Source organism: Prosthecobacter vanneervenii (assembly GCF_014203095.1).
Classification (GTDB): Bacteria; Verrucomicrobiota; Verrucomicrobiia; order Verrucomicrobiales; family Verrucomicrobiaceae; genus Prosthecobacter; species Prosthecobacter vanneervenii.
In genome coordinates this window covers 464,494-481,900 of sequence record NZ_JACHIG010000004.1, presented here as the reverse complement: position 1 = coordinate 481,900, position 17,407 = coordinate 464,494, and the positions used below count along the sequence as shown (strand labels likewise).

General features: G+C 61.9%; 12 protein-coding genes. 5 read left to right on the top strand and 7 right to left on the bottom strand.

Going from position 1 to position 17,407, the window contains the following annotated elements; translation table 11 throughout:
* Nucleotides 1-11 precede the first annotated feature (11 nt).
* Nucleotides 12-1,115, top strand: coding sequence for a DNA alkylation repair protein (locus tag HNQ65_RS12105; RefSeq protein WP_184339785.1), 1,104 nt, complete (start codon nt 12-14; stop codon nt 1,113-1,115).
* 2 nt (nt 1,116-1,117) lie between these two features.
* Here the strand turns inward: HNQ65_RS12105 and HNQ65_RS12100 are convergent, their stop codons facing one another.
* The 3 genes from HNQ65_RS12100 to HNQ65_RS12090 form a co-directional block, all read right to left on the bottom strand.
* Nucleotides 1,118-2,482 carry a prenyltransferase/squalene oxidase repeat-containing protein gene (locus HNQ65_RS12100; protein ID WP_184339784.1) on the bottom strand — a complete coding sequence of 455 codons (1,365 nt, stop codon included), beginning with the start codon at nt 2,480-2,482 and terminating at the stop codon, nt 1,118-1,120.
* Between the two features lie 11 nt (nt 2,483-2,493).
* Complete coding sequence (locus HNQ65_RS12095; protein ID WP_184339783.1) at nt 2,494-3,057, bottom strand: c-type cytochrome domain-containing protein; 564 nt, start codon at nt 3,055-3,057, stop codon at nt 2,494-2,496.
* 68 nt (nt 3,058-3,125) lie between these two features.
* Entirely contained in the window at nt 3,126-4,220 is a 1,095-nt protein-coding gene (locus tag HNQ65_RS12090; protein WP_184339782.1) for a hypothetical protein, read from the bottom strand.
* 140 nt (nt 4,221-4,360) lie between these two features.
* Here HNQ65_RS12090 and HNQ65_RS12085 point away from each other — a divergent pair, with 140 nt between their 5' ends.
* On the top strand, nt 4,361-6,151 hold the full coding sequence (locus tag HNQ65_RS12085; RefSeq protein WP_184339781.1) for an NADPH-dependent assimilatory sulfite reductase hemoprotein subunit: 1,791 nt from the start codon (nt 4,361-4,363) through the stop codon (nt 6,149-6,151).
* Nucleotides 6,152-6,255: 104 nt separating this feature from the next.
* Here the strand turns inward: HNQ65_RS12085 and HNQ65_RS26570 are convergent, their stop codons facing one another.
* A complete protein-coding gene (locus tag HNQ65_RS26570; RefSeq protein ID WP_221306142.1) occupies nt 6,256-7,080 on the bottom strand; it encodes a glycine-rich domain-containing protein in 825 nt (274 codons plus the stop codon).
* A gap of 147 nt (nt 7,081-7,227) precedes the next feature.
* Here HNQ65_RS26570 and HNQ65_RS12075 point away from each other — a divergent pair, with 147 nt between their 5' ends.
* Nucleotides 7,228-7,569 carry a hypothetical protein gene (locus HNQ65_RS12075; RefSeq protein WP_184339780.1) on the top strand — a complete coding sequence of 114 codons (342 nt, stop codon included), beginning with the start codon at nt 7,228-7,230 and terminating at the stop codon, nt 7,567-7,569.
* A gap of 64 nt (nt 7,570-7,633) precedes the next feature.
* On the opposite strand, the gene proC is transcribed toward HNQ65_RS12075, so the two are convergent.
* Nucleotides 7,634-8,434, bottom strand: a complete 801-nt coding sequence (gene proC / locus HNQ65_RS12070; RefSeq protein WP_246438154.1) for a pyrroline-5-carboxylate reductase — start codon at nt 8,432-8,434, stop codon at nt 7,634-7,636.
* Between the two features lie 107 nt (nt 8,435-8,541).
* On the opposite strand from proC, the gene HNQ65_RS12065 reads away from it, so the two are divergent.
* Together HNQ65_RS12065 and HNQ65_RS12060 are read left to right on the top strand one after the other, a co-directional pair.
* A complete protein-coding gene (locus HNQ65_RS12065; protein ID WP_221306140.1) occupies nt 8,542-9,735 on the top strand; it encodes a serine/threonine protein kinase in 1,194 nt (397 codons plus the stop codon).
* A 112-nt stretch (nt 9,736-9,847) separates the two neighbouring features.
* On the top strand, nt 9,848-12,871 hold the full coding sequence (locus tag HNQ65_RS12060; protein WP_343076560.1) for a PSD1 and planctomycete cytochrome C domain-containing protein: 3,024 nt from the start codon (nt 9,848-9,850) through the stop codon (nt 12,869-12,871).
* A gap of 42 nt (nt 12,872-12,913) precedes the next feature.
* Here HNQ65_RS12060 and HNQ65_RS12055 read toward each other — a convergent pair whose 3' ends face one another.
* Both HNQ65_RS12055 and HNQ65_RS12050 read right to left on the bottom strand, forming a co-directional pair.
* Nucleotides 12,914-14,233 (bottom strand): DUF1552 domain-containing protein, encoded by a 1,320-nt coding sequence (locus HNQ65_RS12055; protein WP_184339776.1) that lies wholly within the window; start codon nt 14,231-14,233, stop codon nt 12,914-12,916.
* Between the two features lie 27 nt (nt 14,234-14,260).
* A complete protein-coding gene (locus HNQ65_RS12050) occupies nt 14,261-17,308 on the bottom strand; it encodes a DUF1592 domain-containing protein (protein WP_184339775.1) in 3,048 nt (1,015 codons plus the stop codon).
* Nucleotides 17,309-17,407 lie beyond the last annotated feature (99 nt).

The following is a 17,407-nucleotide window of genomic DNA, read 5'->3' as shown; positions in this document are numbered from 1 at the left end:
TGTCTCCTCGAATGCCCGCCGAACCAGCCCCTGAATCCGCACCCCAGCTCAAAGAGTGGTTTGATGCCGCAAGGCATCGTGCCATCGCGAAAGAGCTGGTGCAGCTAGCGCCGAAATTTCGTGAGGAGGTTTTTCTTGATCATGTGCTGAAGGGCCTGGAAGCACGGAGCCTGATGCAGCGGGTGCATGAATGCGCGGTAGCGGTGGAGGCTGCGCTGCCGGGCAGCTATCAGCAGAAGGTCAAAGTGCTGCAGGAGCTGGCGCCGCGCATCGGGCATGAGTTTGTGACCATCTTTCTGGGGGACTTTGTGGCGACGTTTGGCCTGAAGGAATTTGATTTCTCGATGGAGGCGCTGCGGTTTTTCACGGTCTTTGGCACGGCAGAGTTTGCGGTAAGGCCCTTCATTGTGGCGGATCAAAAACGTGCGCTGCAGACGATGCATGCGTGGACGGCTGATCCTGATGAGAAAGTGCGCCGACTGGCCAGCGAGGGCTCGCGCCCGCGCCTGCCCTGGGGCATGCGCCTGCAGTCGCTGGTGCGAGACCCTGCGCCCACAGCGGCGATCCTGGACGCGCTGAAGGATGATGATTCCCTCTTTGTGCGGCGCTCGGTGGCCAATCATCTCAATGACATCACGAAAGATCATCATGAGTACGTTTTGCAACGACTCGAAGGGTGGGAGCTGGAGCGCGATCATCTGCGCTGGATAGCCAAGCATGCGTGCCGGACGCTGATCAAGCGCGGGCATCCGCGTGCGCTGAAGCTCTTTGGCTTTGGAAAAAAGGCGGAGGCCACGGCAAAGCTGACTGCTGCTCCCGCAGTGCTTAAGCTGGGACAGCGACTCACGCTCACGGCAAAGGTCACTTCCACCAGCAACCGGGTGCAGCGGCTGGCGATCGACTACGTGGTGCACTACGTGAAAGCGAGTGGTGGCAGTGCGGAGAAGGTCTTCAAGTGGACGGAGCTTGATCTGCCTGCGCGTGGGGAGATCGAGCTCAGCAAGTCGCAAGTGATGAAAGACTTCACCACCCGAAAACATTATGCCGGAAAGCACCGGGTGGAGATGCAGATCAACGGCGAGCGTGTGGCGGAGACGGTGTTTGTGCTGTCTTGAGATCAGCGGTAGAAGCGCTCGAGCATCAAGGTGCAGAGCGCCTGCCGGTAGGTGGCGTCGGCAGCATCTGACGCAGGCCAGCTGGGGCGGCCGTGCTTGAAGGAACCTGTGGGATCCTGGGCGGCCAGGATTTGAGGCATGACCTTTGAGGCAAAGTTTCTCCACTCTATGCCACCATTCAGGAAGAGAGCATTGCTGTAGCCGTACCAGGAGTAGAGATTGCAGTTTTTGTTCCAATCCGGGGGCTCGGCCTGAAGGAAGCCGGTGATGAATTTGACGCCGCGTCTGGCTTCTTTGGAATCGCTGCCACCGAGCAGGAAACAACCTGCGGCGGCTCCGCCGCTGAGGGACCACTGATTGTAGTGAGCGTCCCTGACAGTGCTGCCAAAGCCTCCTTCCTTGGTCTGCATAGACTCGATATAGCGCACCGCTTTTTTAACGCATGGGCCAAGGCCGTCGATTTTCAAGCCGGTTTCCTGCGCCACTTTCAGCGCCTGGAAGTGCCAGTTGGCCAGAGAGAGGTCATAGCTGCCTTTGGGGTTGTACACGATGGTGTCTCCGCCATAGGTCCAGGAGCCTTTTTCGGTCTGCTGTTCAATGATGGTATGGATGGCTTTTTCAAAACTCTCCCGCAGACCAGGGAGCGCCTTGGTGCCGAGCCGGGCCATGAGGTAGGCCTCTCCGACTGCCGTGGTGGCGATGGCATGCTCGTAAGTGCCTGCGCCGCCAGTCTGAGTGTTCCATGATGCAGAATAGATACCGTGGGGGTTCTGACCTCCGAGATTGATGAGATACATGAGGCCCTTCATCACGGCGTCTCCATACTTGGCGGAGTCTGCGGTCTCGCCATGGCCAAGGAAACACTGGAGCACGAAGCCAGTCATGGCGCCTTTGTTGTTGCGGCCCCAGGAGCCATCGGGGTTCTGGGTGGTTGCAAAGAGATCCAAAGAAGTGACCACGGCCGCCTCCATCTCCGGCGTACCACCGCCCTGGCGCAGGGCCTCCTGACGGGCGGCGGGGTCCACCCGGGTGCGGATGGATGAAGGCAGGCTTTTGAGCACGGCGTCTGGAATGGCCGCCGTGGAACCACCTGCCGCTGAAGGAGCGCCTGCGGGTGCTTCTTTCTGCATGGCAGCCCAGTGCTCCCTGGCATAGGCCTTGTCAGGCGGGCTGAGGTTTTCGATGGGGATCTCGAATTCCGTGCCGTTTTTGAGACGGACTTTGACTGCACGCTTCTCGACATTCACCCCGAGCATTTCGGCCTCGATGAGCTGGCCGCTGGAATTGGTCCAGACTCGCATTTCCGCCCATGCCGTGCTGTGAAAGAGCAGAAGGCTGATGGCTGCAAAATGCCGGGGGAATCGCATAAGATGGCGGGTTATTTCTGAGCAGCCTTGGCCTGTGCCTGGCTTTCAGCAGAGAGCTTGGCCAGGGGCAGGATGTGCGTGGTGCCGGTGGAGGGGATCTTGAGCAGGACGCTGTCTCCCTGCAGGCCCATGAACTCGGCCTCGATGGTCTTGCCCTCGGTGTTGGTCCACTTCATGACGCCACCCGCGGGTGCTGTGGCGGGTGCAGGCGCAGGAGCGGCACCGCCGCCGGTGAGGCTGGCACCTTCGTCGATCCAAGCCTTGAGGGTGGCCAGCTCGGCATCGGTCAGGCGGTTTTTGCCTTCGGGGGGCATCACATCTCCATCGTCATTGGGCAGGGTGCAATTGACGTACATGGTGCTCTGCGCGCCTTTGCCGGGGATGATGTTTTTGCCGGGCCCGATCTGCTCGGAAATCTTGTCGTCATCGAGCGCGAGCTTGCCTTTGACCTTCTTGGTGACGCTGTGGCAGGCGTAGCATTTGGTACGGAAGATGATGGCGACCTGGGATTTGTAATCGACCGCAGAGGCGGTAACGGTGGTCAGGGCGAGGGCGAAGAAAAAGCTGAATTTCATGATTGGAAGCGACATGGAACGATCAAAGAAGCCGTTTGCCTAGCTTATTTTTTACGGGCTCCTTCAACTTAGCGGGCCGCAGGGGAGAGATCCCGCAGCTGCTGCAGTGTGTCGTAGATGGCATTGCGATACATCTGCAACCGGCTGATGCCGAGCACGGCGCGGCTGCCTGACATAGTGCTGAGCAACGCATTGGATTCTGGCTGGGCGGTGTTCCACTGCACCTTGCGCAGGGCTGCAACATTCTTGGCCGCCAGAGCCTGGTATTCGGCGTTCAAAGCGGCGCGCTGTGCGGCCAGCTGGGCGGTCAGCTCCTCCGCCAAACCACTGCGACGAGGCTGTGGCGGAACCACGACGGGCGGCAGTGAATTGAAGGAAGGCGCTGGCGACGCAGGCACCGGGGGCATCGATGGAGACGAGCCGGGAGTCTTTGACGTAAGCATTGATGATGACAAAGATGATGAAGATACAGATGGAGATGATGAGATGGGCTTGACCAGGCTCCCTGGCGCCGGGGCCAATGTGGCGATCTTTTCCACTGATCTTCTCGGGATGGCCTCGCGGTTCAGACCTTTGCGCTCCTGCAAATCATAGCAGACATCCCAGCGTAATTCGGGAGAGGCTTTGGCCAGGGGCACCGTGACCTGACCGTCGGCGTGCTTGATCAAAATATCGTCACCGATGATGGACTCCACCTGCGCCTGCTGGAGCACCTGGCCGCCTTCAAGGCTTAGCGTGGGGTATTTACGGCCCACCATGGCGCCTCGGCGCTCGGAGAGGAACTGGTCATAGTGGCTGAGAAGGATCTTGTAGTCCTGCTGGGATTTTTTCAGCGTCTGCTGCATCGCCAGGACCTCGGGCTGTGTTTCGCCAGCTTTTTTCAGACGCTCTCCAAGATCGGCAACCTCCTTCTGCGCTTGGACCAGTGCCTGACGGCTTTTCTGCAGTTCTGACTCCAGAGCGGTGAGCTTTTGCACCTGGCTTTGCAGCGCCGCGACATCCGCTTTGGACTCGGCGAGCTGCTGGCTGGTCTGGTCCACGCGGTTTTGCAGGGCCTGATTTTCCACCTGCAGGGCATCGTACTCACTTTTTTTGACACAGCCGGTCACCGTCAGCAGCAGTGCTGCCGCCGTTTGACACGTCAAAATGCAGGCTCTGTTCATATCAAGGTCTCATAATAATCCCCTCCGAGTGCATTTGTCACGTGCGCTTGAAACATTTTTTTAGAGATTCCAGCCCAGACCCCGGCGCTTGCATTCGGGACATCCTAGCCGACACTGGGAGCCCCCCAAACCAATCTATTATGAGCAAAGCCTCCGTCGAAGACATCAAACTCGCCTCTGCGGGCCTGCGTGGCCAACTGGCCGAGCAGTTCGCTGATACCAGCACCCCGAACATCCCGGAGGACTCCAACATCCTGCTCAAGCACCACGGCTCCTACCAACAGGACGACCGCGATGTGCGCGCCGAACGCACCAAGGCCAAGCTGGAAAAGGCCTGGAGCTTCATGATTCGCAGCAAGATGCCCGGCGGCCGTATCACCGCCAAGCAGTGGCTCATTCATGACGACCTGTGCACCAAGGCCATGGGCAACATGCGCCTGACCAACCGCCAGGGCATCCAGCTGCACGGCGTGCTCAAGGGCGGGCTGAAGGAAGTCATTCATAATGTGTGCCATAGCGGTCTGAGCACGATGGGCGCCTGCGGCGACGTGGTGCGCAACACGATGGGCCCCGCCGCCCCGATCAAGGACGCCGTGCATGCTGATACTCAGAAGCTTACGGAGGAGATCAGCCAGCGCTTCCTGTGGCGCAGCCAAGCCTACGCCGACATCTGGCTGGATGGCGAAAAGCTGGAGCCCAACTGGATCCAAGACCCCGAGGTGAACCCTGCCGTCCGTGAAGTGACGAAGGCCGCCGAGGGCGACGACCCCATCTATGGCAAGGTCTATCTGCCGCGTAAGTTCAAGATCGGCGTGGCCATCCAGCCCTGCAATGACGCGGACATCTTCTCCCAGGACGTGGGCCTCGTGCCTCACGTGGTGAATGGGGAAGTGGAAGGCTACACGATCACGGTGGGCGGCGGCTTTGGCATGAGCCACGGCCAGCTGACGACCCGCCCCTTCCTGGGCCAGCCGCTGCTGTATGCGAAGCGTGCGAACGTCGTCGATGCCATCGAGGCCATCGTGACGACTCAGCGCGACCATGGCAACCGTACCGAGCGCAAAAACGCCCGCCTGAAGTACACCGTGCAGACGATGGGTCTGGATGGCTTCCGCGCCGAGGTGGTGCGCCGCCTGCCGGGCATCGAGACCTTCCCGCCGAAGGCGCTGAGCTTTGACACCGTGGAAGACAATCTGGGCTGGCACGAGCAGGGTGACGGCAAGCTGTACTGCGCCGTGCACGTGAGCATGGGCCGCATCGTGGACCGTGAAAACGGCCCGCACTACCGCAGCGCCTTTGCGGAGATCGCCAAGACGCTGGACCTGCCCTACATCGTCACGCCGAACACGAACCTGATCATCGCCGAAGTCGCCCCTGAGCAGAAGGCTGCGGTGGATGCCATTCTGGCCAAGCACGGTGTCGTGCATGCCGACGGCATGACCCGCGCCCGCAAGGTGGCACACGCCTGCGTGGCTCTGCCCACCTGCGGCCTGGCCCTGAGCGAATCTGAGCGCGTGCTGCCCGGATTCATGGACAAGATCGATGAGGCGCTGCGCGAGCTGGGCCTGGAAAACGAGCCGATCCTCTTCCGCATGACCGGCTGCCCCAACGGCTGCGGTCGCCCCTACAACGCCGACTTCGGCTTTGTGGGCCGCTCGCCGAACAAGTACGCCATGTTTGTGGGTGGCAGTGTGCGTGGCGACCGCCTCGCAGGGCTGGAGTTCAAGACCGTCCTCGGTGAAGAAGTCCCCGTCAAGGTCCGCGCCTTCCTGGAAGCCTTCAAGGCCGAGCGCAAGGATGGCGAGATCTTTGCCGACTGGTTCGCCCGCACCCGCACCAAGGGTGAAGCCCCGACACCGGAGCAGTTCCACATCGAACTGGCTGAGCGCGCCGCCAAACTGGCCGGTGCCAAGGCATCCGAAGAGGGCTGATCTGCCAAAAAGCGTCGTTTCTGAGGCGGTCCGTGATGAGCGGACCGCCTTTTTTTGTGGCCACTTCAGGAGCGGCGGAAAATAAGCCCCACCCGGGCAAGAAGTCAGTCTCCGCCACCTCCACAACCACCGCCGCCGCAGCCGGAACTGCAGCCAGAGGACCCGCCATCGGATGAACAACCGCTGTGAGAACCGCCGTCAGAGTGATGCCCCGTCCCCGAACAACCAGCGGCACCACCACCACAGCCGGCTCCGCAGCCGCTGCCATCGCCTTTGCCTCCGCCGCCCCGGCGTGCAGCCCTGACTACCATGCCAATGACGAAGAGCAGGAAAACCAACAGCACCACATTCCCCCACTGGATGCCGCCCGTTTTTGCATCGCAGGCCGCCAGGCTCAGCAGTGACAGCGCGGTGATCAGGCAGGCAGCGAGCGCACGGCTGATTCGCTCTTTGGGCAGCATCCAGAAAGCCGCCACGTCCACCCGTGCGAAACGAGCCCGGGGGGCGAAACGGATTTCCGCCGGGGGCCAGATGTCGGCAGGAGGCTCCTGGCCAAACCAGCGGGTGTAGCTGGCTTTGGTGTCAGCATACTGGCGCTCGAAACGATCGTCCTCCACCCTGCCCCCGCGCGTGGGTCCATGATGCAATGCACGGCCAAGAACGCCCTGGCAGAGATCCTCCCAATAAGAGCGGGTGTAAACGAGGTGCAGGTGCCAGGCCTGATCAACCTCATCGGAGGGTGTGACCGCATGCCCAGCACGGAGGGCCAGAAACAGGAAGCGGCGATACTCATCCACTACGCGCCGTGCGAACTCGGGCGACCAGCGGTTTTCCCGTGCGAGGCGGCGGGTGAAGGTGAGAGCGTCGCCGGGATGGTCGAAGGCGAAGTCCTGGAGCTTGAGCCACAGCGGATCATGAGTCGCGTTCATGGAGGCCACTGTGGGTGTACGATGGGCGCTGGCAAGCCCGGACTGAGGGAGGCTGGACTTGTGAGGAGAGCTCGTTGCGGCTCCCCAAGGCTACTTTAAGCATCCCGGCACTTGTGCGGGGCGTTTCCATGGGCCACAGACTCCGCCATGTCTCTCGCGTTTTATCACTACCTGCATCTCATCGGCCTGATCCTTGTTTTTGTTGGCTTTGGTGGCCTGCTCTCCAGCGAGGGGGCAAAGAAAGCCATGATGTGGCACGGCATTGGCCTGGTGATCAGCTTGATCTCGGGCTTTGGCATGCTGGCCAAGCTGGGAATCATGGGTGCGATGCCCAAGTGGGTGTGGATCAAGATCGCCCTCTGGCTGGTGCTGGGATTCCTGCCGGTGCTGGCGAAGCGCCGCGTGATCGCCGCTCCGGTGGTGGTGCTGCTGGCGGTGATCGTGGGCGCAGTGCTGGGCTATCTGGGATATTTCAAGCCGGCGTTTTGATCGGCCCATGCAGAGAAGGCGGCTGGAGACCAGCCGCCGTTCAGACTGTGAGACTGATCTATATTTAAGCGCCGAGGGCTTTGCTCTTCTCGGTAGCCGCGCGGACGGCTTGGATCATTGCATTTCGCAAGCCGTGCTGCTCCAGCTTTTCCAGTCCGGCAATGGTCGTGCCGCCGGGGCTGGTGACTTCATCGCGCAATGACGCAGGGTGCTTGCCAGTGCTGAGGACCATCTCGGCAGCGCCTGCAACGGTCTGTGCGGCGAGGCGCAGGGCGGCAGCGCGGGGCAGCCCCATGAGGACGCCGCCATCAGCCAGGGCCTCGATGACGGTGTAAATGTAGGCGGGGCCGCTGCCGGAAAGACCGGTGACGGCATCGAGCAGCTTTTCAGCGACCTCGTCGGCGGTGCCGACGGCACCGAGGATTTTGGCGGCGAGCGCAGCGTCTTTGGCGGTGGCCTTGGCACCACGAGCAAAGGCGGCCGCACCACGGCCGACGAGTGCGGGAGTATTGGGCATGCTGCGGATGACGCGCTGCTTTTCACCGAGCCAGGTTTCGAGGTGGGTGAGCGAGATGCCAGCGGCGATGCTGAGATAAAGGCGGGAGCCGGGGACCTGGCCGAGAGCTTCGCAGAGAGGCTTCATGTCGCCGGGTTTGACAGCGAGGATGATGACATCGGAAACAGCGGCGGCTTCGGCCGGGGTGCCGGTGGTGACTTTGCAGCGGAGACACTGGCCCAGGGCGGCCACGGCTTCGGGCACGACATCGCTGAGCGCCACCTGCAGGCCGCCTTTTCCAAGCGCCTGCTCCACACCGCGGAGAAGTGCGCCACCCATTTTGCCACAACCGATAAGTCCGAGTTTCATCATGTTACGATGGTGGAGCGGATGCGGCATCCTGCAAGTGGGCGACAATCTTCTCTTGCAAGAGGCTAGGAAGTGCGCCCATGCTGCTGCAAAGAATCATTACAAAAATGCACCCCGACCATTTTCAGCCCGAAAAGATGATTGCCTCCGGGCCCTCGGCCACGGTTTACCGAGGAGTGGAAGCGGCGACAGGCCGCAAGGTACTGATCAAAGCCCTGCTGCCAGATGCCGAGACGGAGAACCCGGTGGACCGTGCACGGCTGCAGATGCTGGCCCCTGCGCTCATGCAAGTGCGGCACCAGCAGATCGCGGGGTTGCTGACGGTCATGCCGACGCCGGAGGGTGCATTCAACATCATTTCTGAGTACATGCCGGGGATGAATGCGCGCAGCTTTGCCGCCGAGCGCAGGCCCACGCCCGCCGATCTGCGCGCGCTGGCAATGCAGCTGATGCATGCACTGATGGTGGGCGAGCACCTGCGCATGCCGCATGGAGACCCCAAGCCGAGTAATATCATCATCGCCGATCATCCAGGAGGCGGTCTTTTCCTGCAGTTGCAGGACTGGGGCCTCTCCCTGGCACGGCAGGTGCACCCGGCGGAGACGCTGTGGTTCCGCGCGCCCGAGCTGCTTGCCGGCGGCCAGCCCACCACGCAGAGCGATCTTTACACCGCCGCAGCGAGCCTTTTTTGCCTGGCCACGAACAGCGCACCCGCTCAGGGCAACACGCCCGCCGAGGTGATGATGGGGCTGCAGACCTTTAACGCTGCCCATGCACTGATGCACCTGCGGCCAGACCTGGACCAGCCGCTACGTGACTGGCTGGCGTGGCTGATGAACCCGGTGCCGCAGCAGCGACCACAGGTCGTAGGCCAGGCGCTGGAAATGCTGATGATGACGATGCATGCCGGGTACGCCTACATGCAGCAGCAGCCGCCCATGATGATGCCGGGTGCGCAGACCATGCCGCTGGTGGCGGCAGCGCCTGCTCCTGCCCCAGCATCTGCTCCCGTGCCCGTCGCCGTCGCTCAACCCGCACCGGCTCCCGCAGCAGCACCTGCAGCCAAGCCCAAGCCTAGTGCTGGCAAGCCTGCCACAACGGCAGCCCCCGCCAAGGCAGCTGCGACTGCCGGACCTGCCGCTGCGCCGGCTCCGAAGAAGCCGCTGGATAAACGCATCGTGCTGGCTGTGGTGCTAAATCTCATCGCCGTGATCGTTCTCGGGCTGATTTTCTGGCCCCGCCGAGTGGTGACTGATGTGAATGCGCCAGATAAAAACACCCCGGCTGCCGAGAAGAAGTAAAGCAGGGGAGCCGACGCAAAGAGCGGCGCCACTTGGGCCCTTTTCATTCCGACAGCATTCTCCATGCTGCAGGCGGTGATTTCTCATGTGGGACCGCGTATTTCTCCACGTCGTGAAAAGCCAACCCGCCCTTCTCTTTCTGCTGCTAGCCGCGCCCGCAACGGCAGCGGTGGATTTCGTCCAGGACATCCAGCCCATCTTTTCGGAGCACTGCTACCAATGCCACGGCGGGCACAAGCAGGAGGCAGCCTTTCGGCTGGACCACAAACCAAGCGCGCTGAAAGGCGGGGATTTTGGCAAGGCGATCCTGCCAGGCAAAGCCGACGACAGCCGGCTGATGCACGCGGTGCTGGGCACGAACCCGAAGATGCGCATGCCGCGCAAGGGCGAGCCGCTGAGGGCGGCGGAGATCGCGAAACTGAAGGAGTGGATCGATGCCGGAGCAGTGTGGCCGGACAGCGCGAGTGTGAAGCTGGAGCAGAAGACCGATCACTGGGCCTTCAAGCCACCGGTGAAACCAAAGGTGCCAACGAATGCGGAGCATCCGATCGACGCCTTCATCCGCGAGCGGCTCAAGAAAGAAGGTCTCTCCCCGTCCCCGTCTGCTGAGCCTGCCACGCTGCTGCGCCGCCTGCACCTGGACCTGACCGGCCTGCCGCCCACGCCGCAGGAGGTGGATGCCTTTGCCAAGGCGTATGCGAAGGATCCTGCCGCGAGCATCCAGAACGCCACCGCCACCCTGCTGGACTCCCCGCACTATGGCGAGCGCTGGGCACGACACTGGCTGGACGCGGCGCACTATGCAGACAGCAACGGCTATGAGAAGGACCCGATGCGCTTCATCTGGTTCTACCGGGACTGGGTGATCAGCGCCTACAATCGCGACCTGCCGTACGACCAGTTCATCATCCAACAGCTAGCAGGTGACGAGCTGCCCAAGGCCACGCAAGACCAGATCGTGGCCACCGGATTCCTGCGCAACACGATGATCAACGAGGAGGGCGGCGTGGACCCGGAGCAGTTCCGCATGGAGGCGATGTTTGACCGCATGGACGTCATCGGCAAAAGCGTGCTGGGGCTGACCATCGGCTGCACGCAGTGCCACAACCACAAGTACGACCCCATTTCGCAGGAGGAGTACTACCGGATGTTTGCCTTCCTGAACAATGACAACGAGCCCTGGCGCGTGGTGTACACCAGCAGCGAGCAGATGCAGCGCTCGCAGCTGCTGACGCAGATCGGCGAGCTGGAGGCGAAGCTGAAGCATGACCACCCAGACTGGAAGAAGCAGATGAACAAGTGGGTGAATGCGGTGAAGGCCGCGCAGCCGCAGTGGCACACGCTGGCTTTTGAAGATGATCCCTCCGGTGGGGAGAAGGCGCTGCGGCAGCCGGATGGCAGCATCCTGGCGCAGGGGTATGCGCCGACGAAGAGCGATGTGAAATTTGTGGTGAAGGGATTCCACGACACCAAGGCTTCGGGCGAAGACACCAAGGCTGCGGATAAGAGTGTCCACGCTCCCGTCAAAACCATCGCCGCCTTCCGGCTGGAACTGATGAATGACCCGAACCTGCCGGCGTATGGGCCGGGGCGCTCTCAGAAAGGGACGGCGGCGCTGACGGAGTTTGTGGCTGAGATGAAGATCGACGGGAAGCCGACGAAGTTGAAATTCAGCCAGGCCACCGCCGACTTTGGTGAAGCGGAAAATACACCGCTGGCACCGTATGCGCGCGACAAGGAAAGCGAGAAGGACAAGCGCGTGACGGGGCCGATTGGCTACGCGATTGACGGCAAGGCAGAGACGGCGTGGGGAATCAACGCAGGGCCGGGACGGCGCAATGTGCCGCGCAATGCGGTGTTTGTTTTGGAGAAGCCGGTGGAGCTGAAGCCTGACAGCGAGCTGGTGGTGACACTGAGCATGAAGCACGGCGGCTGGAACAGCGACGACCTGCAGACGATGAACCTGGGGCGCTACCGCATCAGCGTGACCGATGCGCCGAATGCAGCGGCGAATCCGCTCTACGGAGCCAAGTCGGAGTTTTCCGTCTTCCGCACCACGGTGGCGGATTGGCAGCCGGTGAATGACGAGATCGAGGCGCTGTGGAAGCAGCACCCCGAGGGCACCACGACGCTGGTGCTGGACCGCCGTGCGGAGCCGCGCATGACCTCCGTGCTGAAGCGCGGTGATTTCCTGAAGCCTGACAATCGCGTGACCGCCGGCGTGCCTGCGGTGCTGAATCCGCTGCCGAAGAATGCGGATGGCTCGCGCCTGACCTTTGCGAAGTGGCTGGTGGATAAGAAATCGCCCACAGCGGCCCGCGCCTATGTGAACCGCGTGTGGCAGGCCTGCTTTGGCACCGGCTTGATCGAGACCGCCGAGGATCTGGGCACGCAGGGTTCGCCTCCGAGCCACCCGGAGCTGCTGGACTGGCTGGCGGTGGATTTCATGGAGCACGGCTGGAGCACGAAGCATCTGCTGCGCCTGATCACCAGCAGTGCGACCTATCAGCAGAGCAGCAAGGTTACGCCACAGCTTCTGGAGCGCGACCCCTACAACCGCCTGCTGGCCCGAGGCCCGCGCTTCCGCGTGGAAGGCGAGGTGGTGCGTGACATTCAGCTAGCGGCGAGCGGGCTGCTGAATCCCGCCGTGGGTGGCCGCCCTGTGATGCCGCCTGCGCCGGCGTATCTGTTTGAAAAGCCCGCCAGCTACGCGCCCTTCCCCTGGAAGGTGGATGAGGACGCCAATCAGTTCCGCCGCAGCGTGTATGTCTTCCGACGCCGCAGCACGCCGTATCCTTTCCTGAGCACCTTTGATGTGCCGAATGGCGAAAGCGCCTGCATCCGACGCTCCAAAAGCAACACGCCGCTGCAGGCGCTCATGACTCTGAATGAAACCATGAGCATGGAGGCCGCGAAGGCCCTGGGCGCACGCATGTGGAAGGAAGGTGGAGCCGATGATGCGGCCCGCATCGCCTACGGCTTCCGCCTCTGCACCGGCCGCCTGCCGAGTGCGAAAGAAACCAGCGTACTGCTCGGCATGCTGAAACGCCACGAGCCCAAGCTCGGAGACATCGACTCACATACGCTGGTGGCGCGTGTACTGCTGAATCTGGACGAGACGATCACGAAGGAGTGATCGTCTTTTCTAGCGCTTCAGGCACCTTCTCTTTTCGATTCCTCAAATCGCCAACGCGTTCTCAGCATCGCCGAAGTGGCCGACGTGGAGGCCCATGCGGTCCATGAGGGCGATGTGGAGGCGGCACATTTTGCGGTTGGGGTCGGCGCTGAGATCGTGGAAGCGACCCGCCTGAATGGTGCCGCCGCCGTTGCCGGCGAGGACGACCGGGAGCTGGCGGGAGTCGTGGGCATTGCCGTCGAAGAGGCTGCTGGTGAGCATGACCATGCTGTTTTCCAGCAGGGTGCGCTCGCCTTCATTGGTAGCCTGCATCTTGGTGAGGAACTCGCCCCAGAGCTTCACCTGGTGTTGGTTCACGCGCTGGTACATGTCCAGGCGGTGCTCGTCATTGGCGTGGTGGGAGAGCTCATGGATGCCGCCGCTGATGCCATCCAGGCTGGGGAAGCGCATGTTGGAGAGGTCGTTGTTCATCATGAAGGTGGCCACACGGGTGCGGTCCATCTGGAAGGCCAGGAGCATGATGTCGAACATGAGGCGCAGGTGGTCCTCGCTGCTGGTGGGGATGCCGGAGCCGGGACGTGCGAGGGTGGGCACCTTGACAGTGGGCTGCCAGCCTGCGCCGCGGGTTTCGGCCTGGCTGATTTTTTCGGCGAGCTCGACGCGCTGCTCGATCTCGCGCACGGAGGTGAGGTATTCGTCGAGCTTCTGCTTGTCGCGCTGGCTGAGCTTGGGCTTCAAAGCGCCGGCGTCCTGCATCACGAGGTCGAGGATGCTCTTGTCGCGCTTGCGCTTGCTGCCGTCATCAAAGAGCTGGTCGAAGGCCTGCTGCGGGAAGATCTCCTTGGGCGCAGGGGTCGTCGGCGTGCTCCAGGAGATGTAGGCGGAGTAGATGGAGGTGAAACCGGAGTCGGTGCTGTAACTGGGGCGCTCGGTGCCCAGCACAACGCAAGGAACAGGAGTAAACTTGCCCGTCTGCGCGGCCACGAGCTGGTCCATGGTGGTGCCGACTTCAACATCCGTGGTGGTCTTTTTCACCTTAAGGCCGCAGAGCACATTCATCTTGGGGTAGTGTCCGCCTTCCCCTTCCACGGTGGTGGGATTCCAAAGGCCCTTAAACACGCTGATGTGCTTCTTGATCGGCTCCAGCGGCGAGAGGGTCTTCATGAACTCCATGCCGCCAGCGCCCTGCGTGGCACCCCAGTGGTGCGGATTGACTCCATTGCCGGTGAAGCACACGGCGAGGCGACGCGGCGCAGTGTTGTTTTTCACCGCATCAGCTCCGAAGGAGTTGATCGATTCAAGCCACGGCAAGCCGAGGGCGATGCCAGAGCCACGGAGGAATTTGCGACGAGAGAGATTCATAACAGTAAGACGAGTGGCGAGGTGTTTTTATTGATTGGAGGAGGCGACGACGGCCTCACTGCGGCGGTTGAGGAACTGGCGGCTGTTGACGACTTCGAGGACGGCGGCGGAGAACTTGCCGCCGTTCTGCTTGAGGGTGGCCTGCATCTTGGCGAGCAGCGATTTGTCGCTCGGCATGGTCTGGCGGCCGAGGGCGTAGCCGAGGAGCTTGCGGCAGAACTGGGCGGTGAAATTGGCCTCGTTCTTTTTGAGGTAGTCGCGCAGGCCGGGCAGGCCCTGGAACTTGGTGCCGTCTTTGAGCTCGCCGGTGTCGTCGATCTTACCACCCGTTTCATCGGCAGTGCGGAAGCGACCGATGGGGTCGAAGCTTTCAAGAGCGAAGCCGAGGGGGTCGATGCGCTCATGGCAGACGGCGCAGGCGGCATCGGTACGGTGGACCATGAGGGCCTCGCGCAGAGAGGCGGGCTTCACGGCGCTATCCGGCAGCTTGGGCACGTTCGGCGGCGGTGGCGGTGAACTGAAGCCGAGCACCACCTGGTAGAGGTAGTCTCCACGCACCACGGGGCTGGTGCGGTTGGGGCGGGAGGTCTTGGTGAGGATGGCGCCCATGCCAAGCAGGCCGCCACGATGCTGCTGAGCCACCTTCACCTCGCGGAAGTCGCCGCCGGTGACGCCGGGCACGCCGTAGAATTTGGCGAGGCGCTCATTGAGGAAGGAGTAGTCGCCGCCGATGATCTCGCCCACATTGCGGTCATCGCGCACGAGATGAGAGAAGAACTCGATGGTCTCCCGCTGCATGTCGTTACGGATCTCGGTGGTGAATTCGGGATACTTCTTTTCATCGACGGTGCTCTTTTCGTCGAAGCCGTTGAACTTCAGCCACTGACCGGAGAACTCCTTGGCCAGCGCCGTGGCCTTGCGGTCGCGCAGCATGCGCTTGGTCTGTGCAGCGAGGACTTCGGGCTTGAGAAGGCTGCCGTCATCAGCGGCCTTGCGCAGCTCCCAGTCGGGCTGGGAGGCCCAGATGAAGTAGCTGAGGCGCGAAGCCAGCTCGTGGGCATTGAGCTTCACATCGCCCGTGGGATTGCTGGCCAGCGGCAGCGTCTCCGCCTTGAAGAGGAAGAAAGGGGAAACCAGCACGCGCACCACGACCTCGCGTGCGGCCGATTCACGATCGAGCTCTTTTTTGCGCCCTTCAAAGTAGAGGGCATCCAGCTTTTGCCCTTCCTCAGCAGTGAGGGGACGACGCCAGGCACGACCGGCAAAGTAGCGCAGATGGCCGAGCAGGGCGGAGTCGAACTCTTTCTGCTGCTGCGGATTGAGTTTGGGATTGGCGGTGTAGCCGAAGTCCTTCTTCATGGCCGCGAGATGATCGCGGTCTTTGGGCCCAAGGAGCTGGCCGAGCTGATCATCGCTGAAGTAATAGACCGTGATGCCCGGTTTCCAGCGATAGAGATTACCAGCCACTTCCTCCAGACGGCGCTCATACATGTCCGGGAAGGCCTGCTTCATGACGCCGAAATCTCGCATGGTGTTGCGCGCGGCATCGGTCTGGGTCTTCCACACGGTGAGCACACCGGGCATGATCTTGGTGACGTCGTAGGGCTTGTCCGAGGTGAGCGCCCACTGAATGGTGCCGTCGTTAATGTCGGGATTTTGCAGATCCAGGCGGGCCTCGGCATGCAGCCAGGTGGCGTTTTCAGGCAGCGGGAGGGTGAAAGCCAGCGGCGCTGCGATGGCCAGCACTCCGGGCTCGATCTGGCGGCCCTGCGGGTGCTTGCCGAAGGCGCTTTTCACTTTTTCCAGCTCGGCGATGCGCTGCTTCAGCGCTTCGGCATTGGCCGGAGGGGGCGTGGCGGCGAGGGCTTTCTGGTCTTCGCCCATCTGCTTGTTGAGCCAGTCCATGTATTGCAGATGGCCCTTGGTGGTGCGGACATCGAGCTTGGTGATCAAGGCGATGTCTCCTTTGTTGCCGTCGCCATCGTCGCCGATGCACAGGAAGGCCTGCTTCTTGCCCTTCACCTCGATGTTCATCTGGTAGGCGCGGATGCCGTCGGCATCCTGCTGCTGGCGCTGCACACCGCTGCCGGGCTTTTTGGGATTGTTCCAGGAAAGGAGCTGGGCCTGGATGGCCTTGGCACCGTCCGTCACGGCCTGCGGCACCTGGCCGGGCTTGGCGGCATCGGGCACAGGAAGCTCGCGCCAGGCCACGCGGGTGAGATCAAGGAAACGTGATTTGGGCTCGGTGGCGTTGACGAGATTGTTCCAGTTTTGCAGGAAGGGCAGCTGCAGCCCGCCTTCCTTGGCGAGTTGTTCGAGCGGGGTCTTGAAGTGCTTGTGCTTCCAGCAGGCGATCATGTAGTCCGCCTCTCGCATGTCATCAAAGTCCTTGGGAAGATGCGGCGCCGCCTTCTGCTGATACCATACATACAAGGCCTGCTGGGCCTGGGCTTTGACCTGCTCCGGGCCACGCAGGCCGATGCGCTGCGAATTGAACACGATGCCGGTGCCCGGCATGATGGTGGCGAAATCGGCCACCTTGCGTGCCGCGCCAAAGTATTTGTCCAGTGCAGCCGGACTCATGAAGAGAACGTCGCCGGTATTGCTGAAACCTTCGCCACCACCGCCGTCGGTCTGGAATTCCTTGGCCAGGCTGTAGTCGTGCCCGGCGAGGTCGCGGATGGTGTAGTCGTATTCGGCGTTGGTCAGCCTGCGCATGGTCACGGGGCCGGGATCGCCGGACTGGGCGGCAGCCAGGGCATCGAGCTCGCCATTGACCCAGCCGAGGAGGGTCTTGTTCTCCTGGTCGGACATCTGATGCGCCTTGGGCGGCGGCATGTCGCCGTTTTCGATGGTGTCCTTGACCTTGAGCCAGACATCAAAGTGCTTGGCCAGCTGGGGATCAGCGGCAAACTGCTGAAGATCCACCTCTCCCTTGCTCTTCTTGGGGTTGTGGCACTCGTAGCACTTGGCCTTTAAAACGACTTCAGCGTCTTTCCATGCCGGAGCGGCGGAAAGGGACAACGGGCCGACGACAAAGGCGGCCAGAGCAAAATGGCGTAGATTCAGAGACATTTGGGGGGGTATTTTTGATACGCTGAATAAGCGGATCTTCCATCAGCAGCTTCTGCTCCTTTTTTGCGCTTTCCTGTGCTATAAACTTCGCGCAAAGGA